This is a genomic window from Ensifer sp. Root31, assembly GCF_001424825.1.
Classification (GTDB): Bacteria; Pseudomonadota; Alphaproteobacteria; order Rhizobiales; family Rhizobiaceae; genus Ensifer; species Ensifer canadensis.
The window spans coordinates 88,584-112,521 of sequence record NZ_LMCO01000034.1 but is presented as its reverse complement, the minus strand read 5'-3'; the positions used below and the strand labels follow the sequence as shown (position 1 = coordinate 112,521).

The 23,938-nt window shown below is 63.0% G+C and carries 21 protein-coding genes and 1 riboswitch; of the genes, 15 read left to right on the top strand and 6 right to left on the bottom strand.

What is annotated here, in order from left to right; genetic code table 11:
- Genes ASD00_RS25110 through ASD00_RS25100 form a run of 3 tightly spaced genes read left to right on the top strand, consistent with a single transcriptional unit; the run spans position 1 to position 3,673 of the window.
- On the top strand, positions 1 to 1,209 hold the full coding sequence (locus tag ASD00_RS25110) for a diaminopropionate ammonia-lyase (RefSeq protein WP_057209835.1): 1,209 nt from the start codon (positions 1 to 3) through the stop codon (positions 1,207 to 1,209).
- Positions 1,210 to 1,214: 5 nt separating this feature from the next.
- Positions 1,215 to 2,390: a M20 aminoacylase family protein gene (locus ASD00_RS25105; protein ID WP_057210100.1), complete on the top strand. Its 1,176-nt coding sequence runs from the start codon at positions 1,215 to 1,217 to the stop codon at positions 2,388 to 2,390.
- Between the two features lie 44 nt (positions 2,391 to 2,434).
- The gene (locus ASD00_RS25100) at positions 2,435 to 3,673 is read left to right on the top strand and encodes a Zn-dependent hydrolase (protein WP_057210099.1); all 1,239 of its coding nucleotides are present in this window, start codon (positions 2,435 to 2,437) and stop codon (positions 3,671 to 3,673) included.
- A 266-nt stretch (positions 3,674 to 3,939) separates the two neighbouring features.
- On the opposite strand, the gene thiC is transcribed toward ASD00_RS25100, so the two are convergent.
- From thiC to ASD00_RS25085, 3 genes are all read right to left on the bottom strand, one after another.
- Entirely contained in the window at positions 3,940 to 5,763 is a 1,824-nt protein-coding gene (gene thiC / locus ASD00_RS25095; protein WP_057209833.1) for a phosphomethylpyrimidine synthase ThiC, read from the bottom strand.
- A 94-nt stretch (positions 5,764 to 5,857) separates the two neighbouring features.
- Positions 5,858 to 5,989: riboswitch (TPP riboswitch) on the bottom strand.
- A gap of 177 nt (positions 5,990 to 6,166) precedes the next feature.
- On the bottom strand, positions 6,167 to 7,528 hold the full coding sequence (locus tag ASD00_RS25090) for a sigma-54 dependent transcriptional regulator (RefSeq protein ID WP_057209831.1): 1,362 nt from the start codon (positions 7,526 to 7,528) through the stop codon (positions 6,167 to 6,169).
- 3 nt (positions 7,529 to 7,531) lie between these two features.
- Complete coding sequence (locus tag ASD00_RS25085; protein WP_057209829.1) at positions 7,532 to 9,400, bottom strand: sensor histidine kinase; 1,869 nt, start codon at positions 9,398 to 9,400, stop codon at positions 7,532 to 7,534.
- 230 nt (positions 9,401 to 9,630) lie between these two features.
- Here ASD00_RS25085 and ASD00_RS25080 point away from each other — a divergent pair, with 230 nt between their 5' ends.
- The 11 genes from ASD00_RS25080 to ASD00_RS25030 all read left to right on the top strand — a co-directional run bounded on the left by ASD00_RS25080 (position 9,631) and on the right by ASD00_RS25030 (position 20,551).
- Complete coding sequence (locus ASD00_RS25080) at positions 9,631 to 10,956, top strand: dicarboxylate/amino acid:cation symporter (protein WP_057209827.1); 1,326 nt, start codon at positions 9,631 to 9,633, stop codon at positions 10,954 to 10,956.
- 251 nt (positions 10,957 to 11,207) lie between these two features.
- Positions 11,208 to 12,476: an ABC transporter substrate-binding protein gene (locus tag ASD00_RS25075; RefSeq protein WP_057209825.1), complete on the top strand. Its 1,269-nt coding sequence runs from the start codon at positions 11,208 to 11,210 to the stop codon at positions 12,474 to 12,476.
- Between the two features lie 37 nt (positions 12,477 to 12,513).
- On the top strand, positions 12,514 to 13,389 hold the full coding sequence (locus tag ASD00_RS25070) for a sugar phosphate isomerase/epimerase (RefSeq protein WP_057209824.1): 876 nt from the start codon (positions 12,514 to 12,516) through the stop codon (positions 13,387 to 13,389).
- Positions 13,386 to 14,186: a 6-phosphogluconolactonase gene (locus ASD00_RS25065; RefSeq protein ID WP_057209822.1), complete on the top strand. Its 801-nt coding sequence runs from the start codon at positions 13,386 to 13,388 to the stop codon at positions 14,184 to 14,186. Before ASD00_RS25070 ends, ASD00_RS25065 begins: the two co-directional genes overlap by 4 nt.
- Complete coding sequence (locus ASD00_RS25060; protein WP_025429251.1) at positions 14,183 to 15,109, top strand: ROK family protein; 927 nt, start codon at positions 14,183 to 14,185, stop codon at positions 15,107 to 15,109. Before ASD00_RS25065 ends, ASD00_RS25060 begins: the two co-directional genes overlap by 4 nt.
- Entirely contained in the window at positions 15,106 to 16,179 is a 1,074-nt protein-coding gene (gene ugpC, locus ASD00_RS25055; protein ID WP_057209820.1) for a sn-glycerol-3-phosphate ABC transporter ATP-binding protein UgpC, read from the top strand. Before ASD00_RS25060 ends, ugpC begins: the two co-directional genes overlap by 4 nt.
- A 4-nt stretch (positions 16,180 to 16,183) precedes the next feature.
- Complete coding sequence (locus ASD00_RS25050) at positions 16,184 to 17,098, top strand: sugar ABC transporter permease (RefSeq protein WP_051509250.1); 915 nt, start codon at positions 16,184 to 16,186, stop codon at positions 17,096 to 17,098.
- A 1-nt stretch (position 17,099) separates the two neighbouring features.
- The gene (locus ASD00_RS25045) at positions 17,100 to 17,939 is read left to right on the top strand and encodes a carbohydrate ABC transporter permease (RefSeq protein ID WP_057209818.1); all 840 of its coding nucleotides are present in this window, start codon (positions 17,100 to 17,102) and stop codon (positions 17,937 to 17,939) included.
- A gap of 37 nt (positions 17,940 to 17,976) precedes the next feature.
- Positions 17,977 to 19,062, top strand: a complete 1,086-nt coding sequence (locus tag ASD00_RS25040; RefSeq protein ID WP_057209817.1) for a Gfo/Idh/MocA family oxidoreductase — start codon at positions 17,977 to 17,979, stop codon at positions 19,060 to 19,062.
- A gap of 35 nt (positions 19,063 to 19,097) precedes the next feature.
- Positions 19,098 to 19,658: a TetR/AcrR family transcriptional regulator gene (locus tag ASD00_RS25035; RefSeq protein WP_063963348.1), complete on the top strand. Its 561-nt coding sequence runs from the start codon at positions 19,098 to 19,100 to the stop codon at positions 19,656 to 19,658.
- Between the two features lie 41 nt (positions 19,659 to 19,699).
- A complete protein-coding gene (locus tag ASD00_RS25030) occupies positions 19,700 to 20,551 on the top strand; it encodes a cupin domain-containing protein (RefSeq protein WP_057209813.1) in 852 nt (283 codons plus the stop codon).
- A 44-nt stretch (positions 20,552 to 20,595) separates the two neighbouring features.
- Here the strand turns inward: ASD00_RS25030 and ASD00_RS25025 are convergent, their stop codons facing one another.
- On the bottom strand, positions 20,596 to 21,312 hold the full coding sequence (locus tag ASD00_RS25025; protein ID WP_057209811.1) for a YafY family protein: 717 nt from the start codon (positions 21,310 to 21,312) through the stop codon (positions 20,596 to 20,598).
- Between the two features lie 76 nt (positions 21,313 to 21,388).
- Between ASD00_RS25025 and ASD00_RS25020 the strand changes: the two genes are divergently transcribed.
- Positions 21,389 to 22,000 carry a glutathione S-transferase family protein gene (locus tag ASD00_RS25020; protein WP_057209809.1) on the top strand — a complete coding sequence of 204 codons (612 nt, stop codon included), beginning with the start codon at positions 21,389 to 21,391 and terminating at the stop codon, positions 21,998 to 22,000.
- An 86-nt stretch (positions 22,001 to 22,086) separates the two neighbouring features.
- Here ASD00_RS25020 and ASD00_RS25015 read toward each other — a convergent pair whose 3' ends face one another.
- Positions 22,087 to 22,980: an aldose 1-epimerase gene (locus ASD00_RS25015; RefSeq protein WP_063963347.1), complete on the bottom strand. Its 894-nt coding sequence runs from the start codon at positions 22,978 to 22,980 to the stop codon at positions 22,087 to 22,089.
- 7 nt (positions 22,981 to 22,987) lie between these two features.
- Positions 22,988 to 23,938, bottom strand: coding sequence for an L-arabinose ABC transporter permease AraH (gene araH / locus ASD00_RS25010; RefSeq protein ID WP_025429241.1), 951 nt, complete (start codon positions 23,936 to 23,938; stop codon positions 22,988 to 22,990).

The window sequence follows — 23,938 nt, the reverse complement described above, 5'->3', positions numbered from 1 at the left end:
ATGCTCATTCGCAACCACCATGCCGATTTCGGATCGCCGCTGCTGCCTGACGATGCCGAAATGCTCTCGATTGCTGCGGCTGCAGAGGTTGAGCGGCAGCTATCGCGCCGTGACGATCATCGGCCGACGCCGCTTCATTCCTTGCCGGCGCTTGCGGCCGAACTCGGGGTCGGAGCAATCTTCGTCAAGGACGAGGGCCATCGGCTCGGGCTCGGCAGTTTCAAGGCGCTTGGCGGATCCTACGCGGTGATCCGGCTGGTGCTTGACGAGGTCCGGAAGCAGACAGGCCTGGACGTCGACATAGACGATCTCACGCGCCCTGACGTTCGCGCGGTCGCGCGCCAAATGACGTTCGGCTGCGCCACGGATGGCAACCATGGTCGCTCAGTGGCGATGGGCGCTGAGCTTGTCGGTGCGAAATCGGTGATCTTCGTGCATTCCGGTGTCAGCCAGAAACGCATAGAGGCGATTGCGCATTACGGCGCCGAGATCGTCCGGGTCGAAGGAACCTATGACGACTCGGTGGAGTTTGCGGCGAAGGTCTGCAACGAGCGTGGCTGGACCGTCGTATCGGACACCTCCTGGCCGGGATACGAATATATTCCCGGTCTGGTCATGCAGGGATATACGGCGCTTTTGTGCGAAGCCTTGCGGACGATCGACGCACCACCGACGCATGTCTTCGTGCAAGCCGGCGTCGGCGGAATCGCTGCTGCAACGGCCGGGCAACTGGCGCTGCGTTACGGTCATGACCGGCCGCGCTTCGTCGTAGTCGAGCCGGCCCGAGCTGCCTGCCTGCTGGAAACGGCAAGGGCCGGCCATCCGGTGAAAGTGCCACATGGCGAGCCAACTGTCATGGCGATGCTCGAATGTTACGAGCCTTCTCTTGTCGCCTGGCGCATTCTTTCGCGTGTTGCCGACGCCTTCATGATGATCGACGAGGAGGATGCCGTTTCGATCATGAACCGCCTCGCTCGCCCGAAAGGGGGCGATCCGGCAATCGTTGCTGGTGAAAGCGGCGGTGTCGGGCTGGCTGGCCTCATCACGGTCGCCGGAGACCCGAACATGCGCGCCGCCCTCGGCCTTGATGCCAATTCGCGGATCCTGGTGATCAATACCGAAGGTGCCACGGATCCTGAACGCTACGAAGAGCTGGTTGGCCTCGCGCCGGCTGATGTCGCCGGGGCTGAGAAATTGGAAAGGGTATGACGCGGATGGCAAACACGGATATCGACAAGCTTGTGGCGGAGATGACGGCGTGGCGTCATGACCTGCACGCCCATCCGGAATTCGGTTTCGAGGAAAAGCGGACAGCGGCCTTCGTTGCCGCCAAGCTGCGGGAGTTCGGCCTGGACGAGGTCGCCGAAGGTATCGGTGGCACCGGGGTGATCGGCACGCTGCGGCATGGAACGGGAAATCGCGCCATAGCGCTGCGTGCCGATATGGATGCGCTGCGTATCGCGGAACAGGGGACAATTGCCTATTGCTCTACCCGGCCCGGCACGATGCACGCCTGCGGCCACGACGGCCATACGGCGATGCTGCTCGGCGCAGCGAAGCTGCTGACCGAGGAGGGCGGCTTTGACGGGACCGTGCGCTTCGTTTTCCAGCCAGCTGAAGAATGGGGGAAGGGTGCACTTGCCATGCTCGCCGATGGCATGCTGGAACGCTTTCCCTTCGACGAGATCTATGGGCTGCACAACATGCCGGGCCTGCCGGTCGGAAAGTTCGAGACCCGTGCCGGCGCCATCATGTCGGCCGAAGACAATTTCGAGATCACGCTCAAGGGCGTCGGCGGCCATGCCGCGCGACCTCACGCGGGCAACGAGACGCTGGTCGCTGCCTGCGCGACAGTGGTCAATCTCCAGACCATCGTTTCGCGAAGGCTCTCTCCGGCCGATATCGCCGTCGTCTCCGTGACCGAATTGATCACCGACGGCACGCGCAATGCCTTGCCAGGCCTGGCCCGCATTCTCGGTGATGCGCGCAGCTTCCGACCTGAGGTGAGCGCCAGGATCGAACAGCAGATGCGCACGATCGCCAAGGGGACGGCGGATGCCTATGGCTGCGAGGTCGAGGTGACCTATACGCGTGAGTTCGTGCCGCTGCTCAACGATCCGGCTCTCGTCGATCATGCCTTCGCAGCGGCCGGTGCGGTGTTCGGGACGGACAATGTCGCCGTCGCCGCCGAGCCGATGACCGGATCGGAGGATTTTGCCCGGTTCCTCGCGCATGTGCCGGGTTGCTTCGTCTTTATCGGCAACGGCCAGGAATCCGCGCCGCTGCACAATCCGCATTACGACTTCAATGACGATGCCTTGATCTTCGGTGCCCGGTTCCACGCCGAAATCGTCCGGCAACGGCTGGCCGCACCGGATGTGGGGCAGTGACAGTCGCGATGCTCAATACAAACACGATTGAAGGCGGCGCCGTCATGTCTCATCAGTCCATTAATGCCGAACGTCTGCTTACCCGCATCCGCGAACTCGGCGCGATCGGGCGCAACGATCAGGGGCAACTGACACGGCTTGCTGCGTCTGACACCGACAAGCTCGGGCGGGACCGCCTAGTCGCTTGGCTGCGGGCCGCGGGGCTGGAGATCGCCGTCGACCGTATCGGCAATATCTTCGGCGTCTGGCAAAGCCAGGATAACGCCGGGCAATCGCCGTTAATGCTCGGCTCCCATATCGACACGGTCATCAATGCCGGCATCTACGATGGCAGCTACGGCGTGCTGGCCGCCCTCGAAGTCATCGAGACACTGAAGGAGCAGGGATTCGCGCCTGTCCGCCCGATCGTCGTCGCGGCCTTTACCAACGAGGAGGGGGTGCGCTACGCGCCCGATATGCTGGGGTCGCTTGTTCATGGGGGCCGCCTTGCGGTCGAAGCCGCGCTTGCGACGGTAGGAACCGATGGCACGACGCTCGGATCGGAACTCAAACGCATCGGCTACGCCGGAAGCGTCGAGCCCGGCTCGTTGAAACCTCATGCCTATGTTGAATTGCACATCGAGCAGGGGCCGGTACTTGAGCGCGAAGCGACCACGATCGGCGCCGTCGAAAATCTGCAAGGGATTTCCTGGCAGCGCGTGACCATCGACGGCGTTGCCAATCATGCCGGCACGACGCCGATGGCGATGCGCTGCGATGCGGGCCTTGCTGCCGCGCGCGTCGGCCTGTTCCTGCGCGAGCACATCGCGCGATCAAACGCGCCGAGCGTTGCGACGATCGGAACCATGCGCTTCGAGCCGGACGCGATCAACGTCATCCCCTCGCGCGCGGTCTTTACCATCGACCTGCGCGACCCGGACGAGGATCGCCTGAGGGCGCTTGAAAGCGCGCTTTCCGGCTTTCTCGACCGGCTTGAGCAGGAAGAGCATGTGACCGTCTCTGTCGAGCGTCTCGCCCGGTTCGAGCCCGTCAGTTTCGACGGTGCGGTCGTCGCGGCGATTGAAGTTTCCGCGAAGGCCCGTGGGCTGAAGAGCCGGCGGATGACCTCCGGCGCCGGCCACGACGCCCAGATGATCGCGCGCATCGCGCCGGCGGCGATGATCTTCGTGCCGAGCCGCGACGGGATCAGCCACAATCCGCGCGAACACACGGATCCGGCAGATCTCGTCGCCGGTGCCAATGTCCTGCTCGACGTCGCCGTCCGGCTTGCAGGTAGCCCTTAGGGCGCCGGAAGGGGCCGGGTGCGACCTCCTTGGAGCGATCAAGATGCTGATGCGGCAGCAATTCCTCTCACACCGTCATGCTCGGGCTTGACCCGAGCATCCAGTCGGCACCTCTGTGTCAGCCTCGTATCGACAAGCCGGCTGCCTCCAATGTGGATGCTCGGGTCGAGCCCGAGCATGACGAAGAGATGGGCCATTGCGTAAAGAGTGCCGGAGCCCGCCGGGCGCCAGAAGGGGCGGGGTCGCCGCCCCTTCTGGCGTGGTCGTTATCCCCGAACGTCTGCCTCGCTGTCGACCGGCATATAGAGGTCGCCACCCTCACGATACTTGGCCGCCATCGCTTGAAAACCTTCCTTCTGCGCCTCGGCGCGGATGTCGTGCGAGATCCGCATCGAGCAGAATTTCGGCCCGCACATGGAGCAAAAATGCGCGACCTTGTGCGCCTCCTTCGGCAAGGTTTCGTCGTGGAAGGAGCGGGCGGTTTCCGGATCGAGCGACAGGTTGAACTGGTCCTCCCAGCGGAACTCGAAGCGGGCGCGCGACAGGGCGTCGTCGCGGGTGCGGGCCGCCGGGTGCCCCTTGGCGAGATCGGCGGCATGGGCCGCGATCTTGTAGGTGATGACGCCCACCTTGACGTCGTTGCGGTCGGGAAGCCCCAGATGTTCCTTCGGTGTCACATAGCAGAGCATGGCCGTGCCGAACCAGCCGATCATCGCGGCACCGATGCCCGAGGTGATGTGGTCGTAGCCCGGGGCGATGTCGGTCGTCAGGGGCCCAAGCGTATAGAACGGCGCCTCGCCACAGACAGCGAGCTGCTTGTCCATGTTTTCCTTGATCTTGTGCATCGGCACGTGGCCAGGCCCCTCGATCATCACCTGGCAGTCTTTCGCCCAGGCGATCTCCGTCAGCTCGCCCAGCGTTTCCAGTTCGGCAAATTGCGCCGCGTCATTGGCATCGGCGATCGACCCCGGACGCAGGCCGTCGCCGAGCGAAAACGAGACGTCATAGGCGCGGCAGATGTCGCAGATCTCTTCGAAGTGCTCGTAGAGAAAGCTCTCTTTGTGGTGGTGCAGGCACCATTTCGCCATGATCGAGCCGCCGCGCGAGACGATGCCGGTGACCCGGTCGACCGTCAGCGGGATATAGTGCAGCCGGACACCTGCATGGATGGTGAAGTAGTCGACCCCCTGTTCCGCCTGCTCGATCAGCGTATCGCGATAGACCTCCCAGCGCAGATCCTCGGCGATGCCGTTGACCTTTTCCAGCGCCTGGTAGAGCGGCACGGTGCCGATCGGCACGGGGGAGTTGCGGATGATCCATTCGCGGATGTTGTGAATGTTGCGGCCGGTCGACAGGTCCATGACCGTGTCTGCGCCCCAGCGGGTGGCCCAGACCATCTTCTCCACTTCCTCGGCCATCGACGAAGTGACGGCGGAGTTGCCGATATTGGCATTGATCTTCACCAGGAAATTCCGGCCGATGATCATCGGTTCGGATTCTGGGTGGTTGATGTTGGCCGGCAGCACGGCGCGGCCGCTGGCAATCTCCTGGCGGACGAATTCGGGCGTGACGTGATCGGGGATATGGGCGCCAAAGCTTTCGCCGTCGCGTAGCGCGGCGCGTGCAGCGTCGCGGCCAAGGTTCTCGCGGATGGCGACGAACTCCATCTCGGGCGTGATGATGCCGGCCCGCGCATAGGCAAGCTGCGTCACCGCGCGCCGGCCGGTTGCGCGCAGCGGCGCGTGACGGAGGGGAAAGGTCGGCGTCAGCCGGTCGCCGGAGGCAAAGCCGTTGTCTTCCGGCCGCACGTCGCGCCCGTCATAGGCTTCGACATCGCCGCGAGCGATGATCCAGTCGCGGCGCGGTCTTGGCAATCCATCCTCGATGCGGATGTTGGCATCTTCTACGGTGTAGGGACCGGAGGCGTCGTAGACGGTGACCGGCGGCTCGCCCGACGTCGGGTGCAGGGTGATTTCGCGCATGGGAACGCGGATGTCGGGATGGATCGTGCCTGGCTTGTAGACCTTTTTCGAGGCGGGAAGCGGGCCTTTTGTGACCGAGAGTTCTGCGGGTTTGGTGGCAATATTCATGATGAGGCTCCAAGTTTGCGGTTGGAGACCCAGTTCTGAAGCCGGAAGGAAAAGACATGTTTGCCTGAAATGCCGCGCGAATGACGGAATCGTGGCGTCAATGTCTGCACCGTCCCTACGCCAGTATGAACTGGATCAGGTTCAACGGGTCACTGCGCCTCGGTCGGCAAAGCCGATCCGCCCAGCAGTATCTCAGCCCCTTGACGGGACCCCCCTGGTGAATGCCTAGAGATAGCCATCGATCCGGATGCGCCGTCAAGCGTTAATCCGAAGGTTGCGTGTCAGGCCTGTTGATTGCCCGGTAGAGCGTTTCCGGATGAGACGAAGCCGCGGGCACGCTCGTTCTTTTCGTTTTTACGCATTTCCTGACGGAAAACCGCTCCGCACTTTTCCTGGAAATGCGCTAGCGGCCGGACTTCTCTGATCCCCGGCGATCGGCATAATCCGCACGGTTGATGCCGTGCCGCTGCAGCTTGTCATAGAAGGTCTTGCGCGGAATGCCGAGCGCTTCGATCGTCGCCTTGACGTCGCCGTGCTGCGCCCGCAGCGCTTCTTTCAGAATTTCCGCCTCGTAGCGCTCGATCCGCTCGGGCAGGCCGGCACTGGTCGGCGCCGCGGCAATCGGTTGGCCGAGCGAACCTTCGACGCCAAGGGCGACGCGCTCGGCGAAGTGCGAGAGCTCGCGCACATTGCCCGGCCAGGAATGAGACCTCAGATAGTGGCTGACGGCCGGCGAAAGCGTCGGCACGTCGCGCTTGAAACGCTCGGCTGCCCGCGTCAGGAAATGCGAGAAGAGAAGGGGGATATCGTCCCGGCGTTCGCGCAGCGGCGGGATCGACAGGGTGACGACGTTCAGCCGGAAATAGAGATCCTCGCGAAAATCGCCCCGCTGGGCCGGGTCGCCGAGGTCGATCTTGGCCGCGGCGATGACCCGAATATCGACGGGGCGCACGATATTGGTGCCAAGCGGCGTGATCTCACGGGCTTCAAGCACTCGCAGCATCTTGACCTGCGTTGCCGGCGGCATCGCCTCGATCTCATCGAGGAAAAGCGTGCCGCCGCTCGCATGCTCGATACGGCCGACGCGCTTCTTCAGGGCACCGGTGAAGGCGCCGGGCTCGTGGCCGAAAAGCTCGCTCTCGATTACCGTTTCCGGCAGTGCGCCGCAGTTCAGCGCCACGAAGTTGCCGTTGCGGCGCCGGCTCCAATTGTGCAGCAGCGTCGCCACCACCTCCTTGCCGCTGCCGGTTTCGCCGGCAACAAGCACATCCACGTCGGTGTCGGCGATATGCCGCAAGGTCTGGCGCAGCCGTTCCATGACCGGTGTCTGGCCAATCAGCGGCAGGCTCTCACCGGCGACTTCGGCTGCGCGTTTCAGCGCGCGGTTTTCCATCACCAGCCGGCGTTTTTCCAAGGCGCGGCGTGCGCTCTGCACCAGACGGTCGGCGGCAAAGGGTTTCGGGATGAAATCATAGACGCCGTCCTTAATGGCCTGAACGGCCATCGGGATATCGCCGTGGCCGGTGACCAGAATGACGGGCAGGTCGGGGTCGAAATCGGCGATCCGGCGAAACAGCGTGAGGCCGTCGATCCCGGGCATGCGGATATCGCTGATGACGATCCCGCTAAAATCCGGGTTGAGGATTGCGAGCGCTTCCGCCGCGCCGGGAAAGGCGGAGACCGCGAGGCCGGCAAGCTCCAGCGTCTGCTTCATCGCCCGCCTGAGTTCGCTGTCGTCGTCGACGAGGCATACGGATTGCTGCATCGCTCAGGCCCTCTTCAAACGCACGGTGAAGACGGTGCCCTCAGGGCTGGTCTTGACCTCGATGTCGCCGCCATAGTCGGCGACAATCTCCTTGGAGATGGCAAGGCCGAGACCGAGACCTTCATCCTTGGAGGTGTTGAACGGCGTGAAAAGGTCTTCGAGGATATCGGGCCGAATGCCCGGACCATTGTCGGCGACAACAAGCGAAACTGTTTCGGAGGGGCCTAACTCGCACCGCACACGGATCTCAGCGTCTGCCCGATCACCGAGGGCTTCCAGGGCATTCTGCAACAGGTTGATCAGCACCTGTTCCAAGCGGATGCGATTGCCGAGCACGCTGAGGCCGTTATCAGGCAGGTCGATGACGATCGCGTCCATGCGGCCGGCAAAGCGGCTGCGCAGCAGCATTCGAGCGCCTTCGATCACCTCCCGCATCGCCGTCGGTTCGGCGACGAAACGGCCCTTGCGCGCAAAGCTGCGCAGTTCGTCGGTGATGGTGCCGACCCGCTCGGTCAGCGCAGCGATGCTTTCGAGATTTTCGACGGCGGTTTCTTTTTGGCCGCGGTCGAGGAAGGTGCGCGCATTGTCGGCATAGGCGCGGATGGTTGCGACCGGCTGATTGATCTCGTGGGCAACGCCCGCCGCCACCTGTCCGAGGATTGCCAGGCGGTTGGCCTGGACCAGTTCCTGCTGCACCGCCTGCAGCCTCTCGCCCGTGCGCCTGTGGTCGGCGATCTCGGTTTCGAGGTGATCGCGGGCGAGGCTTAGGTCCTGTGTGCGCTCGGCCACTCGGCGTTCCAACTCATCGCGCGCGGCGCGTTCGTTGGCCGCGACCTGCGTCAAAGCCTGGCGCCGGCGAAGAAGGAATGCGGCAAGCGCCAGCAGCGGCACGATAACGGCAAGGGCCAGCAGCCTTGCCTCGCGGCTCGCGGCGCCAAGGGCTGCGTCTAGCGGTGCCAATTGCTCCAGCCGCCAGCTGGTCGAGGGCACCATGGTCTCGACCCTGAGGTATTGCCGCTCGCTGCTGCCGGGCAGAAGCGCTGTCAGCACGCTCGATCCATTGCTCGTTGGCTCGATCCGGCGGAACGGTAGCGGCAGCAGGGAGGCATCGCCGAACTGCAGGCTGTCGCGGATGGCGGCGAGGCGATCCCCGGGGATGGTACGGGTCGTCATGAAGCGCCAGGACGGGAAGCTGGTGATCAGCACGATGCCGCGCCGGTCGGTGACATAGACCGGCTTGCCGGAGGCGAGCCAATCGGCCTCGACCCCGCCGAATTCGAGCTTGGCGACCACGACGCCAATCGGGCCGTCAGGCCCGTCGACACGTCTTGATATGTAGAGGCCTGGCCGCTTGCTGACGGTGCCCATGGCGAAATGCTCGGCCTTGCCATCGCGCATCGCCAGCCGGAAATATTCGCGGAAAGCGTAGTCATTGCCGACGAAGCTGGTTGGCTCGCGCCAGTTGCTGGCAGCCACCGCCACGCCGTCGAGGCCAATCGCGTAGATCACCGCCGCATCCGTATTGGCGGCCAGCGCCTCGAGCTTTTGATTGAGCCGCTGCAACGGCTGGTCGCCACCCTTCTCAAGCGCCGTCTTCACCTCGACGTCGTCTGCCAGTACCAGAGGCAGCGCGCGCTGCCGCTCCAGCACTGCCCTCAGCAGCGAGGCCTTGAGATTGGCATCGATGCGGCTCTGGATGTCGACGGTTTCAAGCGCCTTGTTTCGCCCATATTCGCCGGCGAAAAAAAGCCCCGCTGCCAACAACACCAACGCTAGCGCGGCAAAAATCAGCCAGGCGCGGCGCATGTGCCGGTCGAGATCCTCTGGATTGATAGGGCTGGGCGCGGGCATGGACATGGCGGAATTGTGCATTATTCCGCGCAAGTTTCCAGATGATCTGTGCGGATATCCGCTCAAATATTCGTGTGCGTGATCCAAGATTCTCGAAAAAGTGGCGATATTTCAATGGCCTGATCAGCTGTGCTGCGATCTGGCACGCCCATTGCAGATGACATCCTCATGACAGCCCGAGCTGTCGCGCTTCGGAAATAGGGCCTGGGAGGCCCGGCATGACGCCGGACTGGGCCTAAGTGGAGGATATCATGATTATCGACCAATCCGCGGAACCGCGCGGCAAGACACCTTTCTATCGTCATCTCTATGTCCAGGTTCTGGCGGCCATCGCCGCAGGCATCCTGCTCGGCCATTTCTACCCGGAGGTCGGCACGCAGCTTAAGCCGCTAGGCGATGCCTTCATCCGCCTGGTGAAGATGATTATTGCCCCGGTCATCTTCCTGACCGTCGCCACCGGCATTGCCGGCATGACCGATCTCGCCAAGGTCGGGCGGGTCGCCGGCAAGGCGATGATCTACTTCCTGACCTTCTCGACGCTCGCGCTCATCATCGGCCTGATCGTGGCCAATGTGGTGCAGCCCGGCGCCGGCATGCACATCGACCCCGCGTCGCTCGACGTCAAGGCGGTCACCTCCTACGCCGAGAAGGCGCATGAGCAGTCGATCACCGGCTTCCTGATGAACATCATTCCGACCACGCTCGTCGGCGCATTTGCCGAGGGCGATATCCTGCAGGTGCTGTTCATCTCCGTTCTGTTCGGCCTGGCGCTCGCCATGGTCGGCAAGAAGGCGGAGCCTGTCGTCGATTTCCTGCACGCGCTGACGCTGCCGATCTTCAAGCTGGTCGCGATCCTGATGAAGGCGGCGCCGATCGGTGCGTTCGGCGCCATGGCCTTCACCATCGGCAAATATGGCGTCGGTTCGATCGCCAATCTCGCCATGCTGATCGGCACATTCTATTTGACCTCGCTGCTCTTCGTCTTCGTCGTGCTCGGCGCGGTTGCCCGCTACAACGGCTTCTCGATCGTCGCCCTCATCCGCTACATCAAGGAAGAACTGCTGCTCGTTCTCGGTACATCCTCTTCGGAAGCGGCGCTGCCGGGACTGATGAGCAAGATGGAAAAGGCCGGTTGCAAGCGCTCGGTTGTCGGGCTGGTCATTCCGACCGGCTATTCCTTCAACCTCGACGGCACCAACATCTACATGACGCTCGCCGCACTCTTTATTGCCCAGGCGACCGACATTCCGCTGTCGCTCGGCGACCAGGTGCTGCTGCTGCTCGTGGCGATGCTGAGCTCCAAGGGTGCAGCCGGCATTACCGGCGCCGGCTTCATCACGCTTGCCGCCACGCTTTCGGTCGTGCCGGCGGTGCCGGTTGCCGGCATGGCGCTGATCCTCGGCATCGACCGCTTCATGTCGGAGTGCCGGGCACTGACCAACTTTGTCGGCAACGCGGTTGCGACCATCGTGGTCGCCAAGTGGGAAGGCGAACTGGATGAGACCCAGCTTGCCGCAACCCTTGGCGGCCGGGCGCTGCCGGAAAGCCCGGTTCCGGGTCTTCAGCCAGCCGAATAAAGCTGCCTCCTAGGGCAAGACCGCATCTCGGTGCGGCAAGGCGTGGTCCACTTTCTGGTGGGCCACGCCTTTTTTCTTTTGCGGGATAGCCTCGTGGCGTTGCCGCCCTAGGTCATAGGCTGGCGGTTTGCTGCCGGGCCGCCAACGTTCCTGTGAAATTCTCGTTCTCCCCACTTTACTGTACCGTCTGGACGGTATAGTAATTTGTCATCACTGATCGAGGCAAAGCGTTTTCTGGGGAGGAGACGAGAATGCATTGGACGAAGTGTGTGAAAGCGGCCGCCTTGGCCACCGCGGCGTTTGCCGCATTTCCAGCGGCTGCGGCCGAAGTATCGATTTTCTGCAGCTCGGCCGGCGCGGAGCTCGAGCTCTGCCAGTCGGCCTCCGAGGCCTGGGCCAAGGAAACCGGCAATACTGTCAAGATCAACAAGATGCCGGCCAATTGGGGCGAGGCGCTGCCGCTCTACCAGCAGCTGCTCGCCGGAAAGTCCGGCGACGTTGATGTCTTGACCCTCGACAATATCTGGGTCGGCACGCTCGCGTCGCACCTCGTCGATCTCCGGCAGAAGGTGCCTGCCGACGAAGTTTCCAGCCATTTTGAATCGTCTCTTGCCGACGCGACCATCAATGGCCAGCTGCTGGCAATGCCGTGGTTCGTCGACGCCGGCCTGATGTTCTATCGCAAGGACCTTCTGGAGAAGTACGGCAAGGCCGAGCCGAAGACCTGGCGGGAGCTCACCGAGACGGCGAAGCTCATCCAGGACAAGGAGCGGGCATCAGGCAGTCCCGACATGTGGGGCTATGTCTGGCAGGGGCGAGCCTATGAAGGGCTGACCTGCGACGCGCTCGAATGGGTGGCATCCTACGGCGGCGGAACCTTCATTTCGCCCGAGGGCGAGATCACAGCCAACAATCCGAAGGCGGCCGAAGCGCTCGATATTGCCCGATCCTGGATCGGCGGGATCAGCCCGGAAGGCGTGTTGAACTACGACGAAGAAGGCTCGCGCGGCGTGTTCGAAGCCGGGAACTCGGTCTTCCATCGCAATTGGAGCTATGTCTGGGGCACGACGCAGGCCGACGGATCGTCGCTGCGCGGTAAGGTCGGCGTCATGGCGCTTCCGGTTGGGGCTGAGGGCGGCAAGTCGAGCGGATGTTACGGGGCGGGTCTTCTCGGTGTGTCGAAATACGCCGACGATGTAGACGCCGCCGTCAGCCTGGTGCGCTATCTCACCGGCGCCAAGGAACAGAAGCGCCGCGCGCTCCAGGCTTATAGCCCGACGCTGAAGGCGCTCTACGAAGACAAGGACGTTCTGGCGGCCAATCCTTCGCTGCAGTTTGCCGAGAAGGCATATGCCGAAAGCGCCTCGCGTCCGTCGCAGGTCACGGGCGCGTCCTACAACCGGGTGTCCCAGCGGATCTTCAATGGCGTGCACAATGTGCTGAGCGGCAAGGAAAGCGCGGACGATGCCCTGGCGAAGGTCGCGAGCGACCTGGAACGTCTAAAGGCGCGGGGCTGGTAAGCCCCCGCCTATTTCCCACCGATCGAGGACATCACCCGTGAACATTGCGATAGCACCGTGCTGCTGGGGCGTTTACTGGCCCGAAGGCAACGAAATCAACTGGACCGACTATCTCGACCGCATCAAGGCGGCCGGTTACCGGCACACCGAACTTGGACCCTACGGCTTCTTTGCGACGGATCCAGAGGTGCTTTCATCCGAGCTTGGCAGCCGCGGCCTTTCGGTCGTCGCGGCGGCCCATGTCCACACACTCGCCGATCCCGCCTCCTGGCCGGTCCTTAAGGAAAAGACGCAAGCGATCTGTCGGCTGCTGTCTACAATCGGCGCGACGCATTTCATCCTGATGGACGAGTCGGAGTTCTATCCGAAGGACAGGATGGGCGTGGTCGATGAAGCAGGCTGGCGCTCCGTCGTCGAGCAGACCACGGGCGCTGCACGCATTGCCCGCTCGCATGGGCTGGAGTTCAGCTTTCACCCGCATGTGAGCACCTGCGTCGAGCTTGAGCCGCAGATCGAGCGCCTGCTTGCCGAGACGGAGCCAGGCCTTGTCGAGCTCTGCCTCGATACCGGTCACCACGCCTATTGGAAGGCCGATCCGACTGATTTCCTTGTCCGTCACCGGGATCGGATCAACGCCATCCACCTGAAGAACGTCGATGGCGCCTATCGCGAACGGGTTCTGGCCGAAGGCATCCACAGCGACCGCGCCTTCGAAGAGGGCATCATGACCGACCTCGATCGCGGCGTCGTCGACATTGCCGCTTTCGTCGATGCGCTGCGGCAGACGGGCTACGATGGCCCGCTCGTGGTCGAGCAGGATCTTGCGCGCGGCCATCCCGACACGCCGGAAACCATCGCCGAACGGAATTTCCGCTTCGTTTCCGAGCTTTTGGCTGAGCGGGCAAAGGCATGAAGGTCGAGGTCCACGATACGCCGCTATCGATCGGAGAGCATCTGGCGGAGCGGATCGTCGATGGCATCCGGGCGCGAGGTTCCGAAGGCCGTGCTTATGTGCTCGGCTGTCCGGGTGGGCGCAGCCCCATGCCGGTCTACGAGGCGATCGGCCGGCGGCTGAAGGTTGAGCCGATCAATTGCTCGCGGCTGGTCATCGTCATGATGGACGAATACTTGCAGACCAGCGGCGGCGACCGTCTGACGCCGCCGGCTTCATCGGCGCATTTCTCCTGCCGCGGGTTCGGCGAGCGTGAGATCGTCGGGCGGATCAACGCGGGCCTCCCTGCCGAACTTCGCATTCCTCGGGCAAACTTCTGGATGCCGGACCCAAGCAATCCCGACGACTATGATGCCCGCATCGCCGCTGTCGGCGGCATCGATCTTTTTCTGCTCGCTTCCGGCGCCGGCGACGGTCACATCGCGTTCAACCCGCCAGGCTCGGCGCGCGATAGCCGGACGCGGGTGGTCGCTCTAGCCGAGCAGACGCGGCGCGACAATCTCGCGACCTTCCCCGACTTTCGCGGCATCGACGAAGTACCGTCGCATGGCGTGACCATCGGTATCGGCTCGATTGCGGAGCTGTCGAAATCCGTAGCGATGATCGCCTGGGGCGAGGGCAAACGCCACGCCTGCGAACGCATGAGCGGCGCCACGGCCTATGACGCCACTTGGCCGGCGACGATTGCCGCCGAATGCCGGGATGCCGAGTTGCACATCGATGCCGCGGCGGCCGGTCGATTGGGAGCGCGCCCGTGAGCCAGCACGCGATCGGCATCGATGTCGGCGGGACGAAGACCAAGGCTTGCCTCGTGCGTCTGGCCGACGGTGCCGTTATCACTGAGCGCACGGCCGCGACGCCCTGCCAGCAAGGCGGCCGTGCAGTCCTCGAACTGGTCGGGGTGCTCGCCGAGGCCATGGAGGCCGAAAGCAGCGCACGCAAGCTCGATACCGCAGGCCTCGGCCTTTGCCTGCCGGAACTCGTGACCGGCGCCGGCGAACCGGCATCGGCCTGGAATTTCGATTGGCGCGATCTCGACTACCGCCAGCATCTCAGCCGCTTCGGTGTTGTTCATATCGACAGCGATGTACGGGCCGCGGCCTACGCCGAAGGCTGGATCGGAGCTGGCGTCGATGCGGATCCCTTCGTTTATGTGACGATTTCGACCGGCCTATCGCATTCGCTGGTGATCGGCGGCACCCCCTATGCCGGCGCTCGCGGCTTTGCCATCCATTTTTCCGGTAGCGACCTCGTGGCGTTTGGCGGCGAAGATCAGGACCTTCAGGTACGCCACAATCTTGAGCTTTTCGCCAGCGGCAAGGCGCTCGGCGAGCGCTACGGCAAACTCATCGACCGTCCGGGGACGACCGCGCTGCAGCTCTTCGAAGCGGAAGCACACGATCCGAGGGCGGCCACGATGGTCGGCGACGCGCTTTTGTCGCTTGCCTCCTATCTCGGGCAGCTCGTCAACACACTCGACCCTGAAATCCTGATCCTTGGCGGCGGTATCGGCGGCGACCCTTCGGTCAACGAGCGCCTTGCTAGCCTGACGCGCCCATTCATCTGGGCCGATGGCGCCCGGGATCTTCCCATTATCAGAAGCGTCCTTGGCGACACGGCCTGCGCGGTCGGCGTGGCGGCGCTTGCAAACAAAGCTCGCAAACAGGCGGTGCGCATATGAGTGGAATTGGCCTAACCGATGTCGTCAAGCGCTTCGGCGCGCTGACCGTGATCGACAAAGTCAACCTGAAGGTTGGCGAAGGAGAGTTCGTGGTGTTCGTCGGCCCGTCGGGCTGCGGCAAGTCGACCTTGCTGCGGATGATTGCCGGGCTCGAGGAGATTTCCGACGGCGAACTGCAGATCGGCGGCAGGCGCATGAACGAAACGCCGCCGGCCGAGCGCGGCATCGCCATGGTGTTCCAGTCCTACGCGCTCTATCCGCACATGAGCGTCGAGCGCAACCTCGGCTTCGCGCTGGAGACAGCGCGACTGGGCGCCGGCGAAATCAAGGAGCGGGTCAGCAAGGTCGCGCGCTTTCTCAAGATCGAACATCTGCTGCACCGTCGACCCGCCCAGCTCTCCGGCGGGCAGCAGCAGCGGGTCGCCATCGGCCGTGCGCTGGTGCGTTCGCAAAAGCTCTTTCTCTTCGACGAGCCGCTCTCCAACCTAGATGCCGATCTGCGCATGGAAATGCGCGTCGAAATCGCGCGTATTCACCGCGAGCTCAAGGCCACCACCGTCTATGTCACCCACGACCAGCTCGAGGCAATGACGCTTGCCGATCGCATCGTCGTCCTGAAGGACGGCCGGATTGCCCAGGTCGGCACGCCGATGGAACTTTATGAGCGGCCGGCGAGCAAATTCGTCGCCAGCTTCATCGGCGCACCGCGGATGAATTTTCTGCCGGGCACGTTGCATCGCGAGACAAGCGCGAGCCGGCTGGAGGTCATGGGGGGCACCCATACGCTCGGCCGTATCGACTATGACGGCGAGATCAGCATCGGCCTGCGGCCCGAGGATCTGATCCTTGGCGGCGGCGAGGTGCAGATCCCGGCGCAGGTGCTGCTCGTCGAGCCGCTCGGTGGCGAGGCATTGGTGCACGCGCGTGTCGGCGATGGCCAGATGCTGGTGATGAAGGTGCAGGGCAAGCCGGATCTCCGGCCGAATGCCGACATCACCATCGGCTGGATGCAGTCGAAGGCGCATCTGTTCGGGGTCGACGAAAGTGCGCTTCGCGCTGCGGAGGCTTGAGACGATGACGTCAGGGGCAGTAATAAGATCTCTCGGATTGCGGCAGGCCCGCGCCCGCACCGCCTGGTGGTTTCTGGCGCCGAGCCTGCTGGTGCTGACCGCCGTCGCCCTCTGGCCGCTCGGGCGCACCTTTGTCTTTTCCTTCACCGACGCGCTGCTGACGGAGCCGGACTTCTACAGTTACATCGGCTTCGACAACTATCGGGCGCTGTTCGAAGATCCGCTGTGGTGGCAATCCGTCCGCAATACGCTGTATTTCACCGTCATTTCGGTGTCGATCGAGACCGTTCTCGGGCTGACGATCGCGCTCCTTCTCAACTCCCACATCGCCGGGCGCGGCGCCATGCGGGCGATCATCCTGATCCCCTGGTCGATCCCGGTCGTGGTCAGCGCCCGCATGTGGCAGTGGATGCTGCATGACCAGTTCGGCATCGTGAACCACGTGCTGAAGATGGCCGGTTTCATCGACAGCGGCATCGCCTGGACTGCCAATGCCTCCCTGGTCATGCCGGTGATCATCGCCGTCGATGTCTGGATCACCACGCCCTTCATGGTGCTTTTGATCCTGGCGGGTTTGCAGATGCTACCGCGCGGCATCTACGAGGTCGCCGCGATCGACGGCGTGCCGGCATGGAAGCAGTTCACCTCGCTGACGCTGCCGCTGCTGGCGCCGAGCATTGCAGTTGCCGTGCTCTTTCGCCTACTCGATGCGCTGCGCATGTTCGACCTGAGCTTCGTGCTTTCCTCCAACAGCGACGACACCAAGACGGTGTCGATCTATGCCCGCGAGGTCCTCGTCAATTTCCAGGACATGGGGGTGGGCTCGGCTGCTAGTACCGCCGTCTTCCTGATGATCGCCGTCGTGACAGCGATCTACGTCACCGTCTTCCGTCTCAACCGCCGTCTGCTGGGAGTTTGACATGGTCAGAAGCAACGCCCGCAAACGCCTGCACAGGATCGCGATATACAGCCTCTTCGGCGTCGTCGCGCTCTATACGCTGTTTCCGTTCTACTGGATGATCGCCTCATCGCTGAAATCAGGTCAGGCGATCTTCGACGTGACGTTCTTCCCGGACCTGAAGTTCAACAATTATACGGCGATCCTGTCGGACGGCGTTTTCCTGCGCAGCCTCTTGAATTCGCTGGTCGTCGCTTTCTCGGTCGTCGCACTCTCGCTGGTGCTGGCGATTGCGGCCGCCTATGCGCTCGGCCGGATCGACTTTCGCGGTCGTTCGCCGATCATGCTGCTGGTGCTCGCGGTCTCGATGTTCCCGCAGATCGCGCTTCTGTCCGGCCTGTTCGAGATGATCCGCTGGCTCGGGCTCTACAACACGGTCGGTTCGCTGATCTTCTCCTACATGATCTTCACGCTGCCGTTCAACATCTGGGTGCTGACCACGTTCATGCGCGATTTGCCGAAACAGATCGAGGAGGCGGCGATCATGGACGGCTGCTCGCCCTTGCGGATCGTGCGCTGCATCTTCCTGCCGATGATGGGGCCGGCACTGATCTCGACGGGACTGCTGGCCTTCATCGCCTCGTGGAACGAGTTCATGTTCGCGCTGACCTTCATCCTGACGGACGAGAACCGCACCGTGCCGGTGGCGATCGCCCTGATCTCGGGCTCCAGCCGGTACGAATTCCCCTATGGCGCGATCATGGCGGCATCGACGATCGTCACCGTGCCATTGGTCATCCTCGCTCTCATCTTCCAGAAACATATCGTCTCCGGCCTGACGGCCGGTGCGGTCAAAGGTTGAATTGTTGCCTCGTTCGTGAGGCGGAAAGGTTGCTTTCATGCGTGTCGTTCGCGTTGGTTTGATCGGGCTTGGCGAAGTCAGCCAGCTCATGCATCTGCCGATCCTTTCGGATCACCGGAACTTGTTTGAAATTGCTGGCGTCTACGACGTCTCGCCGAGCCTGACGGCCTATTGTTCGGCGCGCTACCCCGGTGCAAAGCCGTTCGAGACGGCAGAGGCGCTCGTCTCTTCCCCCGACATCGATGCCGTTTTCATTTTGACGCCGGACCAGACGCACAGCTTCTATCTCGAACTGGCGCTCAAAGCCGGCAAGCATGTCTTCCTGGAAAAGCCGGCCTGCCTCACGCTCGGTGAGATCGACGCGGTCGCGCCGCTCGCCAAGGCCACCGACAAGCTGCTGTTCGTCGCCTATATGCGCCGCTATTCGCCGAGCTTCCTTCGCGCCAAGGCAATGATGCCGAAGCCGGAAGAGCTCCGTTACGTCCGCGTGCGCGATATCATCTGCGAGGGCCCGTTCTTCATCAAACAGACCCGTAACATCTTCTACCCAACCGATCTGGACGCCGCGTTCCTCGCCGAATCCCGCGCGCAGACGTCGGCGCTCCTGAAGCAGGTCGTCGGGGAGGATGCGCCCGCCGACCTCATGCGCGCCTATCAGGTCCTGACCGGGCTGTCGTCCCACAGCCTTTCGGCGATGCGCGAACTGATCGGGCTGCCGAAGCGGGTGATCGCGGCCCATCACAAGGCCAATGGGGAATCCATCGTCGCGCTTTTCGACTATGGCCATTTCACCGCGATCTACGAGGCGATGATCGACAACGTTGCCCGCTTCGACGCGCGCATCGAGGTGCTGTCCGACCGGCGGCAACTGCGTGTCAGCTACGACACGCCCTATATCCGCAACCTGCCGACCTCGCTGGAGGTGATCGATTCGACCGACACCGAGACGGAGACAAGGGTCTTCGGTCCTGATTATACCGACCCCTTCGCGCTCGAATTGCGCGCCTTCCACGATCATCTGGTCAAGGGCACGCAGCCGAAAACCACGCTCGACGATTCACGCAACGATCTGGCGCTGATGGCCGAGATCGTCGATAGCCTGCGCGAGAGTTCAGGGATATAGCGTGCGCAGATTTTTCAACACTGGATTGTACCGACATGGCAAAACGTGAAAGCGCACGGGACCGTATATTGACTGCCGCCGAGGCGATCGTCGTGGGCAAGGGCGTTTCCTCGCTCACCTTCGACGAGGTCGCGGAGCAGACGGGCCTGAGCAAGGGCGGCATCCTCTATCATTTCGCCAGCAAGGACGCCCTTGTGCGCGCCATGGTCGAACGGTTCGTCTACCGCTTCGAGACCGGTCTTGCCGGCATCGAGCATGAGGACGAGGATCCGCACGGCCGCTACACACGAGCCTATGTCGGCGCGACGCTTGGGGAAGCCGCGAGTACCGGCGAGCAATACGACCGCCTCGGCGCCAGCATCACGGCGGCGCTCTCCAACTTTCCCGACCTGCTTGAGATCGTGCGCCAGCAGAACATTCGTTGCCAGGCGGCGGTCGAAGAAGACGGTCTGGATCCGGTCGACGCCACGATCATCCGCCTTGCCGTCGAGGGCCTGTGGATGGCGGAGGTTTTCAACGTCATGCATCTCGACCCGGAAATGAAGCGCAAGGTCACCGCCCGCCTGATCGAGCGGACGCGTGCGCCCTCAAACTGAAAATAGCGCGCATCGACGCGCTCGCAGCCAAGGAGTTACCGATGGGCTACAAGCCTTCACCGCGTCCCGTATTCGACCGCGCCAGCCATATCCCCTATGCCGGCGTCACCCGGCACCTCTGGGGCGAGGAGAATGCCGGCCTCGTCGACGACTGGATCTATGCTTCTACCGACAGCATCCATCAGATCGTCTTCGGCATGCAGCCCGGTGGCTGCTTCAAGCATACCGACGCTTTCAGGACGATCTTCGGTGCCGATGAAGTGCTTTATGTGCTGAGCGGCACGCTCGGCCTTGCCAATCCTGAAACAGGCGAATTCTGCATTGCGCAAAAGGGCGAGGCGCTGTTCTTCCGCAAGGACACCTGGCATCACGGCTTCAACCTCGGCAATGACCAGGTCCGGGTGCTGGAGTTCTTTGCGCCACCGCCGGCAAAGGGCACGTCCGGTCCCTATGCCCGCACCAAGCCCTATCTCGAGCTTGCTCAGTCGCGTTACAGCCAGAGCGAGTTTTTCGGCCGCTGGCCGATGGAGGCGCAAGCCCACCGCGACGCGCGCACCATCCATCCGATGCGCGATGCCGATCTGCTGTGGAGCCTGGACCAGGCGACGCAAGGCGCCTTTACCGGCCTTTATTGCGCCACCGATCAGCTGACTGTCGGAAAGACGACGCTGCTGGCCGGCAAGCGCACCGGCGTCGAACGCCACAAGGGCGATGAATGCCTCTACGTCGTTTCGGGAACGCTCAACATTCACGTGCCCGACGCGGAAGGCCAGGCCTGGTTCGAGCTCAATCCGCGCGACGGGTTCTATATTCCGGCCGGTACCGATCACCAATATTACAACATGTCGGGCGAGCAGGTGGAGTTCGTCTTCGGCGTAGCGCCGGACTTCTGATCCGCGCTCAAGCAGCATTGAACGGAACGGTTTGCGGCGTCGGCCTATCCCATGAGGTGGGCCGGCGCCGTGTCCGTTGCGCCGGCATTCATGCGGGCAATGAACTCGCGCAGCATTGGCACGCGCCGCGGCCGGAAACTTTCGTCCGTCGGCCTTATCTCGGCGATGCGATCGATACGAAACTTGCGGAAGTCCTCACGCAGGCAGCACCAGCCGAGCAGCACCAGCACATTTTCGAGATAGACGATGCCGAGCGGCAGCACGCGCCTTTCGCTGTGCCGGCGCTCGACGTCGATATAGTCGATGACGATTGCCCGCTCCTGCCAGCAGGCCTCGCGAAGCAGCCCGACGTTGATATCCGGCGCCTGCCTGTGCTCGAAACGGTGAACCTGCGAGACGGCATGGATCGTCTGCTGCTGCAGTCGGTCGGGCAGGGTGGCCGTTATCTTCGAAAGTACGGCTTCGGCAGCCCGCACAAGCTCGGGTTCGCCCATGTGGCGAACTTCGGCCAGACCCAGCACGAGGGCTTCGATTTCAAGGCGGGTGAACGTCTGGGGCGGGAGGGCGATATCTTCGGTGAGGCGATAACCAAAACCGCGCTCGCCGTCGATGACGGCACCGGCGGCGCGCAGGCTGTCGATATCGCGGTAGAGCGAGCGCTGCGACACGCCGGTTTCCTCGGCCAGCCGGGCGGCCGTCACCGGCGGCGGCAGGCTGCGAAGCGCCTGGAGAAGACGAAACAAACGATCGCTGCGCGCCATGAGCCTACTGACGAAAATTGGCAGTTGGGTTGTTTTATAAAGAGCCCAGACAGAAACCGCAATCCGAGGACTTTCCATGTTGACGCTCTATCACGCCCCGCGCTCCCGCTCCTCGCGCATCATCACATTGCTTCGCGAACTGGATGCGCTTGACAAGGTGAACATCGAAATCGTCGGCATCACCCGCGGCGACGGCAGCGGGGCCAAGGACCCGAAAAATCCGCACCCGGAGGGCAAGGTGCCGCTGCTGGTGCATGATGGCGTCGTCATCTGGGAAAGCATCGCCATCATTCAGTACCTGACCGATCTTTTCCCCGCCAAGAAACTGGCGCCGCTTCCCGGCGATGCCAAGCGCGGCCGTTATCTGAGCTGGCTTGCCTGGTACGCGGGCGTGGTCGAGCCGGTGCTGATCGTCGAGGCGGCGGGGCTCTCGCATCCCTATCTGCAGTTCACGTTCCGCAGTTCCGTCGAGATGGCGCGTCAACTCGAGACGGCGCTCACGGCAAGCCCCTATCTGATGGGCGAGCAGTTCTCGGCTGCCGACTTGCTGCTCTATTCGCCGTTTGCATGGTTCCCGGAAGCAACGCCGAATGTGCCCGCCGTCAAAGCCTGGATCGAGCGCTGCGCCGCGCGGCCGGCCGTGCAATGGGCCGCAGATTTCGACGCGTCGTCGCTCGCGGCGGCATAGGCTCGAAATCGGTTCGAGAGATGAAACGATGACGTGCGGTGCTTCATCGTTTGAAACTACGGTTCAGCTTTGCCCGCAACCTGTTCCTATTCAAGGTCTTTTAGGGATGAGATCGGGCGCGGGGAGAAGGTCAGCATACCGGTCAGGCTTTGCCCGTGTTCGACGATTGTCAGACCGCCGAGACCGGCAAGGTGATGGCCGTTCGGCAGGTGCGTCATCGGTTCGAAGCAAAAGAAGTCTGCGTCTGCAGGCGAATAGAGCATGAAATGACCGAAGACCGGCTGAGCGTCGATTTCAAGGTAGAGGTCGTGTTCCGGCCACTCGATCACGGCCTTGCCGTCCCATCCCTCATAGGCGTTGTTCAGCCATCGGCGTGGCAAGAGATTGCCCCGCTCGAACTCAAGAGTGTGCGGTATCGGCCCGGGCCGGTCGGGCAGGTGACCTTCTCTTTCCGTCCAGAACCGTTCGGCCTTCGCGATCAGCCGTGTGCCGGCGGTTCTCGGGAAGAAGGGATGGTGGCCGAGGCCGATGGGCAGAGCGAAGCCCGACCTGTTGGTGACGGAAAGCGTGACGGTCAGGCGGTCATCTTCAACAGTGAAACGCTGAACGGCTTCATAGGCATAGCGATTGGGGGCAACTGCCTCGTGCACATAGCGCAGGCATGCTTCGGTTTCGCCGTGCGAGACGACCTGCCATGCCGCCAGCCAACCGTCGCCATGCAGGTAACAGGGGTCGATGGCGTTGGGAGCTAGGACGAAGCGATTGCCTGAGAAGGTGAAGCTGTTCCCCTCCAACCGGTTGCCGAAGGGAACGAGCGGAAAGCTCGCCTCCTGACCGTGGTGCTGCGAGGCAAGCCCGCCGGTTGGCGTGGATCGGAAGATCGGCACGCCGCAATAGGAACCGGACAGGATCGAGCCGCCGAAGCGGCTCAATTCGATCAAAAGCTCTCCATTGCTAAGCGGCAGGACGTCCGAGGACATGCGGCTGCTAGACGCGTCGGCCAACGGCGGACGAGCGCAGGTTGTCGAGCAGAACGGCCAGCAGCAGGATGAAGCCGCGCACGACATACTGGTAGAAGGCCTGGATGTTGAGCAGGTTCATGACGTTTTCCGCAATGCCCATGATCAGCACGCCGACGATGACGCCGGTCATCGCCGCCCGTCCGCCGGCAAGCGAGACGCCGCCGAGCACGCAGGCGGAGATAACCGAAAGTTCGAGGCCGGTCGCCGCATTCGGCTGGCCCGAGGTGATGCGCGACGCCAGCAACACGCCGGCGACGGCGCAGACGAGACCCTGCAGCGCGAAGATCCAGATGCGCATGCGCGCAACGTCGACGCCGGCTAGGCGCGACGCTTCGGGATTGCCGCCGATTGCCAGCGTGTTCTTGCCGAAGACGGTGCGGTTCAGCAAAAAGCCGAAGGCGACGAAGAACAGCGCCATGACCCAGATCGGCGTCGGGATGCCAAGGAAGCGCGAAAGGGCCAGTTGGTAGAAGCTCGGATCGTTGATGCCGACGGCGCGGCCGTCCGATGCGATGAGCGCCAGGCCACGCACGATCTGCATGGTGGCAAGCGTCGTGATCAGCGCGTTGATGCGGAAACGGGCGATGACGACGCCGTTGACCGTTCCGACGAGACCGCCGCACACCAGGGCCGCGACCAGGCCGAGCAGGATCGATCCGGTCGCATTTGAGGCCATGACCGCGACCATGCCGGAGAAGGCAACGGTCGAGCCGACCGAAAGGTCGAAGTCGCGCGAGGCAAGGCAGAACATCATGGTGCAGGCGACAATGCCAATGGTGACGACCGACTGCAGCAGGCCGAGCATGTTTCGCTCGGTCAGGAAGTTGGGGACCGTCAGCGACACGACGGCGAAGGCGAGTGCGAAAATGACGACGAGGCCCTGTTCGCCAAGAAGGAGTTTTTTCAAGGAGGTCAT

Excerpts from the sequence above, each read along its gene's own strand:
- ASD00_RS25110 (WP_057209835.1), top strand. The coding sequence starts at position 1 with ATGCTCATTCGCAACCACCATGCCGATTTCGGATCGCCGCTGCTGCCT.
- ASD00_RS25105 (WP_057210100.1), top strand. The coding sequence starts at position 1,215 with ATGGCAAACACGGATATCGACAAGCTTGTGGCGGAGATGACGGCGTGG.
- ASD00_RS25100 (WP_057210099.1), top strand. The coding sequence starts at position 2,435 with ATGTCTCATCAGTCCATTAATGCCGAACGTCTGCTTACCCGCATCCGC.
- thiC (WP_057209833.1), bottom strand. The coding sequence starts at position 5,763 with ATGAATATTGCCACCAAACCCGCAGAACTCTCGGTCACAAAAGGCCCG.
- ASD00_RS25090 (WP_057209831.1), bottom strand. The coding sequence starts at position 7,528 with ATGCAGCAATCCGTATGCCTCGTCGACGACGACAGCGAACTCAGGCGG.
- ASD00_RS25085 (WP_057209829.1), bottom strand. The coding sequence starts at position 9,400 with ATGCACAATTCCGCCATGTCCATGCCCGCGCCCAGCCCTATCAATCCA.
- ASD00_RS25080 (WP_057209827.1), top strand. The coding sequence starts at position 9,631 with ATGATTATCGACCAATCCGCGGAACCGCGCGGCAAGACACCTTTCTAT.
- ASD00_RS25075 (WP_057209825.1), top strand. The coding sequence starts at position 11,208 with ATGCATTGGACGAAGTGTGTGAAAGCGGCCGCCTTGGCCACCGCGGCG.
- ASD00_RS25065 (WP_057209822.1), top strand. The coding sequence starts at position 13,386 with ATGAAGGTCGAGGTCCACGATACGCCGCTATCGATCGGAGAGCATCTG.
- ugpC (WP_057209820.1), top strand. The coding sequence starts at position 15,106 with ATGAGTGGAATTGGCCTAACCGATGTCGTCAAGCGCTTCGGCGCGCTG.
- ASD00_RS25050 (WP_051509250.1), top strand. The coding sequence starts at position 16,184 with ATGACGTCAGGGGCAGTAATAAGATCTCTCGGATTGCGGCAGGCCCGC.
- ASD00_RS25045 (WP_057209818.1), top strand. The coding sequence starts at position 17,100 with ATGGTCAGAAGCAACGCCCGCAAACGCCTGCACAGGATCGCGATATAC.
- ASD00_RS25040 (WP_057209817.1), top strand. The coding sequence starts at position 17,977 with ATGCGTGTCGTTCGCGTTGGTTTGATCGGGCTTGGCGAAGTCAGCCAG.
- ASD00_RS25035 (WP_063963348.1), top strand. The coding sequence starts at position 19,098 with ATGGCAAAACGTGAAAGCGCACGGGACCGTATATTGACTGCCGCCGAG.
- ASD00_RS25030 (WP_057209813.1), top strand. The coding sequence starts at position 19,700 with ATGGGCTACAAGCCTTCACCGCGTCCCGTATTCGACCGCGCCAGCCAT.
- ASD00_RS25025 (WP_057209811.1), bottom strand. The coding sequence starts at position 21,312 with ATGGCGCGCAGCGATCGTTTGTTTCGTCTTCTCCAGGCGCTTCGCAGC.
- ASD00_RS25020 (WP_057209809.1), top strand. The coding sequence starts at position 21,389 with ATGTTGACGCTCTATCACGCCCCGCGCTCCCGCTCCTCGCGCATCATC.
- ASD00_RS25015 (WP_063963347.1), bottom strand. The coding sequence starts at position 22,980 with ATGTCCTCGGACGTCCTGCCGCTTAGCAATGGAGAGCTTTTGATCGAA.
- araH (WP_025429241.1), bottom strand. The coding sequence starts at position 23,938 with ATGACCTCCTTGAAAAAACTCCTTCTTGGCGAACAGGGCCTCGTCGTC.